Consider the following 5,634-nt stretch of genomic DNA (forward strand, 5'->3'; position numbering starts at 1 on the left):
ATGCTTCTTTCCAGGGTTCATCATAATTGGCGGTTGTTGGGTTCATGGCAAGTCGCTACCAATTGGAAAGTTAGGCACTCATCTAAATCTATTATTCCCCATAAATATCATCAATGCTACTTGTCGTCACAAAACTTCCCATTAGAGCAACCTACATCTACATCTTTGTTCTAACATTTATTGGTAAAACTATATAATGCCGTCAGATATTTGGGGTAGGAGTTAAAGGCACCGGGAAGGATATCTTTGACCAAAAAAGGAGTTGACATGATTTTTTCCTGAATAAAGAGTAAAAATTTTAAAATCGCCGTTTCCCGCACTTGGGACAGCCCTAGTCGTTACCATGCCAAGAAGCGGCTCAATCATCGCCGTCAGCGTTGGGTTTCATGCTTTAACCCAACCCACGTTCATCTCTGGTATAGACTAGAATCGATTATTAACATTGATTTTTGCTTATGATTTATTATGGTTTCAGTGGGTATTAATGGGGGTTATTATAAACAAACCAATCAATATTATTTATAAAGTTTTTTGAACGGCTCTTCTGGTTTATGTTTGGAAACGAGGTCTATTCTCGCGAAACAGGTGCAAGATTTTGAGGGAATCGTGCTTCAAAACCTTGCGTTTTCATCGGCCCCCGTCCTGTAGGGGCGAAGCATTCGGATAAAAAATCTGCGGTTTCACCGATAGGTTATTGCCCGAATGCTTCGCCCGTACTTTTTGCCGCAAACCCTAGATAGAGTCCTATAGCAGCGGGCAGAAGGCAGTATTTTCGCTGCTTTTGCCCCCTTTTAGAGAGATTCTTCGATCACGGAACCATCTTCCTGCACCCAGGCGAGATTTTTAATCATTCGATCGCGGGCATAGGTACGAATTTGTGCCTCGCTGCGACCCCCTAAATCGATCGCCACCCTCAGATTCGGATCACCGGTGCGAAGGGAGCGAGCCTTACTAAAAGTCGCTATCTGGGCGTTATTACCCAAAGGGATAAGCAACCAGTCGAGGGGAGGAGCTTGAGTGGGTAAAGTCTGCCCTGATAATAAACTTTCGTGCAGTTCTTCGATATTCAGGGAAAAACCGATACCCGGAGCCGATTGGCCCTGGGGATGAAAAACGCCCAATAATTGATCATAGCGTCCGCCCTGGCCTAAAATACTGAGATTTTGTTGGTGATCACTAACCGCCTTAAAAACGATGCCGGTGTAGTAATCAAAGGTTTGAATCAGACTTAAATCGAGAATTAGGGGGAAAGGACCAGAGCGATCAGCATTAAGCAGCTCTACTAGGGATTTAAGGTTATTAACGGCTTTTTGGGCTGATTCTTCCCGGGCTAATACGGCCACTTGTGCGAGGACATCCTGAGGATTACCGCGCAGGTGAAATAATTGTCGGGCTTGCTGCCGGAGGGTTTCGTTGGGATAGGGAAGATTTTCGAGGCTAACGTAGTCGAGGAGGGCTAAACAGCGTTTCACCTGTTCGCGTAAGGGATCCGGAAAGGGAGAAAGTAGCGAACGAGTCAAACCCGCTTCTCCTAAAATAATCTGCCAGTTAGGGACGGCCAAACTATCGAAACAGTCGGCCAGGAGCAGTAAAATCTCGGCATCGGCTAGTAAACCGCCAGAAAAGAGCAGTTCTACCCCCGCTTGATAGAATTCCACTTGACGACCGTGATAACCGGCGCTAGGGCGACGAAAAACGTTAGCCCGATAACAGAGACGTTGGGGATAGGACTCCCCACTCATGCGGGTGACGGCACTGCGGGCAATGGAAGCGGTTAATTCAGGGCGTAATCCCGATAGTCCTTGACTATCCCCGTGGAGTTGGATCACGGTGCTGGGATCGATCGCACCGCCTGCGGTGAGGGTATCGAGCCATTCAATGGTGGAGGTGACGATCCTTTGATAGCCCCAACGCTGAAAGACAGACTGAAGGCGATCGTTAATCCAGCCTTTTTGGGTAACTTCTAGGGGTAATAAATCCCTTGTCCCCGCCGGGGGTTGATGAATCATGGGAGTTTGCTAATCAAAATCGGTGGCACTGGTCAGTCCTATTTCACTTTACGACAAGTTGTGACCAGTTTTCTGATAGGTAAAAACCCCTAACAAATCCTCTTAGGGGTTTTGATCTCAAATGTCGGGGTGAAGACAGCAATTCTAAATTTGCCCTGTAGCAAGGCTTTTGGGGGTTAGTTCCCATAATACGGGGTCAAATTCAATGGGATTGCAAATTTCATGTCACGAGTCTTCAGGCTTTTGACGTGATAGTACACCCAAAGTTGCCCCAAAAATCCCCCTTTAAAATGTTCTTTAAATCCCTAAAAGGCTTGCTATGTCTAAAACTGAGAATTGCTGGTTGCTAGTAGAGGCAAGATGTTGCCCAAGAATCTCCGCCCTAAAAGTGCGGAGATTGTCAATCCCCTGACGGTGGCTTCTAGCGGAACATTGCGCGCAGGGAACTGGAGAGTTGATTGGCTGCCCGTGCGGCCACCAATCCCGAAAGGGCGGCGACCACCACTGTGGCAAGGCAGGTTAGCTGGGCTGCCCCCGGTCCACCCACCCCCAGTACCATCGCCATGGCGGTCAGAGGTAGGCGATAGCCGCCAGCAATACCGGCCGCTGCCCCCGCCGCACCCGCCAGATCCCCCGAAATCTCAAAGGTGGTTGCGAACACCCGGCCACTGAGGTCGCCGATCGCCAGAAAAGGGACAAACACGCCGCCACAGCCCCCGGCTAAAACGGCAGCGGTGGTGGCCGCGGCCCGGAGCAGAGCCACTGCCAACAGGTGGTAAGGAGTTGTTTTAATGTTTTCGGCCCAGACGATAGCGGCTCCCCCTGGTCCAAAAGCCGCTGCGGGGGTCGCCACCTGTCCGATCACGATCGCCAAGAATAGCATCACCAGGCCACCGATCAGGAGACGAGTGGCGGGCCTGTCCCGCAAGCCTCTGGCCCAGTAGATCGCCTCACCAGTGAGGGCTGTAATCGTGCCGGCGATCACTCCGATCAACAAAGTGGCACCCACCGCATCCCAGAAGTCAGTCGGGGCAACCTGCGGCACGACCAGCCGGATCAGTTGCAGCTTAAAGGCAGCGTTGACTCCCCATCCCACCAGTCCCCCGGCTAACATCGCCGCTGCCCGCTCAGGGGTGATCGGAACCTGGCGTCGCTGACTCAACTCAAACATAAAAAAGCTGCCTACCAGAGGGATTCCCATCAGGGCAGAAACACTGGCCGCACCGCCACCGATGGCCAGGGGCCGCACCAGTTGACCTAGGGCTGGATTTATGCTACCTAACCAGGTTCCTGTCGCCACGCCAATATGAGCTGCCGGTGATTCTGTTCCCATGGGCGCACCCAGTCCAACGGTGGAGAGGATGGCCAGGGCGCGCAACGGGGCTAGATTCCAAGGGAACCGCTCTTCGGCGCCGGATGCGTTCACCACGTCACCGGTCAGGTCGGCGCGAGCAATGTCATGGGGGAAGGAGTACCAGTCCATGAGAGAACCCCAGCGACTAGAGGAAGTTGCCCCCCGGGGAGCTAAGGTCTGCACGGGTTGCCCCCTACCCAGTCCAAACAGGACTAGCACTGCTAAGGTAACGCCCACCAGAGGCAGCAGCAGTAGCCAGACTTTGTCTAGGTCAGAGGCAATCCTGAGGGTTTGCTTAATTGCCTCAGTCAGTAGTACCGCGGCCAGAGAGCCGATCAAACCGCCGAGCAGGCCGCCAACAGCCCATGGGCCTACCCTGGTTAACAGAAGTTGTAGTTTGTTATTTAGCATCGTGCCAAGAAAGTTAAACTTTTATCGTTCCTATAGCAAGTCCATTGGAGTGGTCAAGCAAAACACCCTGAAAGTCTTTACTATATAGTTAGTAAAAGTATAGTCAAATATAAACAGACTGAATTCTATTTGAGAAATTCCCTTCACTTTTACTTCGAGAGATTAATTCTCCTTGGCTGAACTACGCACCTCTCTATCCCATAGCTGAACGGATTTTGGAATCCTTTTCTTAGGATGTTGTAACTTGAAACCACTACTCAACGGATTTAGTATAAGTTAACATTTCAATTAGACGTTTATAAGGAATAACGACAAACTTTTGGCTGTTAGCTTTGCCTATGTTAGCCTTCTGTTTCCAGCCGTCATTTTTGCCAATAACTAAAGCAGATTGAGGGTGTGTTAGTCAAAATTAACACACCATTAATTTTATTTTTAAGTCAGAACTGTCCCAATTATGGGATAGATGTTTTAATTTCTTGCATAATCATCAACCTAAAAAGATTTAATCGTGTTCAAAGATTCGGTAACGTGAGCTTTAAAATCTAACATAGAATCGAAAATATGTCTGACGATTCCCTCTTGATCAATGATATAGGTAACTCGTCCGGGGAGGACGAATAAGGTAGAGGGAACACCGAATAATTTCCGGACTCGGTTATCGCTATCACTTAAAAGGGTGAAGGGAAGATTATATTTTTGGGCAAATTGTTGATGAGATTGGGGACTATCGGCACTAATACCAATAACTTCCGCACCCGCATCGGTAAACACTTCGTAACTATCGCGGAAAGCGCAGGATTCTGCGGTACAACCCGGAGTGTCATCTTTGGGATAGAAATAAATTACCAGGGATTTTTTACCGATTAAATCGCTGACATTAACCGTTGCCCCTGTTTGGGAAGGGAGAGAAAAATTGGGAACTCGATCGCCTACTTTTATAGCTGCCATAAGATTAATTAATGAATGGATAATCGTGGATAGGGTGATGCTTTATATTCTAACCTTTTTTGGTCTTTTGTTTAGCCCGTTTAGCAGCAGCTTTGGCCGCTTTTTCTGCTTCAATGCGTTTTTGTTCGGCTTTTTGTTTTTCTTCGTCTAGTTTTTCTAGATAATAGTGATAATCTCCTGCGTAGGCAATTAATTCGCCCTCCCGAATCTCGACAATTTTGTTAGCTACTTGGGAGATAAAATAACGATCATGGGAAACAATTAAAACCGTGCCTTCATAAACTTTTAAAGCCGATTCTAACATTTCCTTGGCGGGAATATCGAGGTGATTAGTGGGTTCATCGAGAATTAATAAGTTAGCGGGAGCAAGTAACATTTTGGCTAAAGCAAGACGCGCTTTTTCGCCACCACTCAAAGATTCTACTTTTTTTAATACCGTTTCCCCACTGAATAAAAATCGCCCTAAAAGACTGCGAACTTCCACATCTTTCCAATCGGGAACTTCATCATGAATCGTATTTAAAACGGTTTTAGTTAGGTCTAAAGCTTCCGCTTGGTTCTGCTCAAAATAACTAGGAATAACGTTATGTTTACCGATTTCGATCGAGCCTTCTGTGGGGAGTTCTAACCCAACAATTAAACGTAAAAGCGTGGATTTTCCTGCACCATTTGGTCCTAAAAACGCCACTCGATCGCCCCTTTCTATTTCCAGATTTGCTCCCAAAAAGAGAATTTTATCATCGTAAATGTGAACAATATTTTTAATAGTTACCACTTCCCGACCACTACGCACTGCTGGAGGAAACTGGAATTTTAAGGTACGCACATCGGCAATTGGGGCTTCAATTTTTTCTACCTTTTCTAATTGTTTTTCCCGGCTTTTTGCTTGGGTACTGCGGGTGGCACTGGCCC

At 47.7% G+C, this 5,634-nt stretch carries 4 protein-coding genes; all 4 read right to left on the reverse strand.

The features are described 5' to 3' along the window. Window positions 1–791: 791 nt before the first annotated feature. Window positions 792–2,009, reverse strand: coding sequence for an ATP phosphoribosyltransferase regulatory subunit (locus PX636_RS05020; protein WP_002795723.1), 1,218 nt, complete (start codon window positions 2,007–2,009; stop codon window positions 792–794). A 421-nt stretch (window positions 2,010–2,430) separates the two neighbouring features. Next, window positions 2,431–3,774 carry a chloride channel protein gene (locus PX636_RS05025; RefSeq protein WP_002795724.1) on the reverse strand — a complete coding sequence of 448 codons (1,344 nt, stop codon included), beginning with the start codon at window positions 3,772–3,774 and terminating at the stop codon, window positions 2,431–2,433. A gap of 492 nt (window positions 3,775–4,266) precedes the next feature. Next, window positions 4,267–4,722, reverse strand: coding sequence for a peroxiredoxin (locus PX636_RS05035; protein WP_002760875.1), 456 nt, complete (start codon window positions 4,720–4,722; stop codon window positions 4,267–4,269). 49 nt (window positions 4,723–4,771) lie between these two features. Then, window positions 4,772–5,634, reverse strand: an 863-nt coding sequence (locus tag PX636_RS05040) for an ABC-F family ATP-binding cassette domain-containing protein (RefSeq protein ID WP_288116387.1), incomplete at its 5' end; no start/stop codon positions are given.

Source organism: Microcystis sp. M53598_WE2, assembly GCF_030067735.1.
GTDB lineage: Bacteria > Cyanobacteriota > Cyanobacteriia > Cyanobacteriales > Microcystaceae > Microcystis > Microcystis aeruginosa.

Bases quoted from the DNA above. Each gene is read 5' to 3' on its own strand.
- PX636_RS05025 (WP_002795724.1), bottom strand. From the start codon at position 3,774: ATGCTAAATAACAAACTACAACTTCTGTTAACCAGGGTAGGCCCATGG.
- PX636_RS05020 (WP_002795723.1), bottom strand. From the start codon at position 2,009: ATGATTCATCAACCCCCGGCGGGGACAAGGGATTTATTACCCCTAGAA.
- PX636_RS05035 (WP_002760875.1), bottom strand. From the start codon at position 4,722: ATGGCAGCTATAAAAGTAGGCGATCGAGTTCCCAATTTTTCTCTCCCT.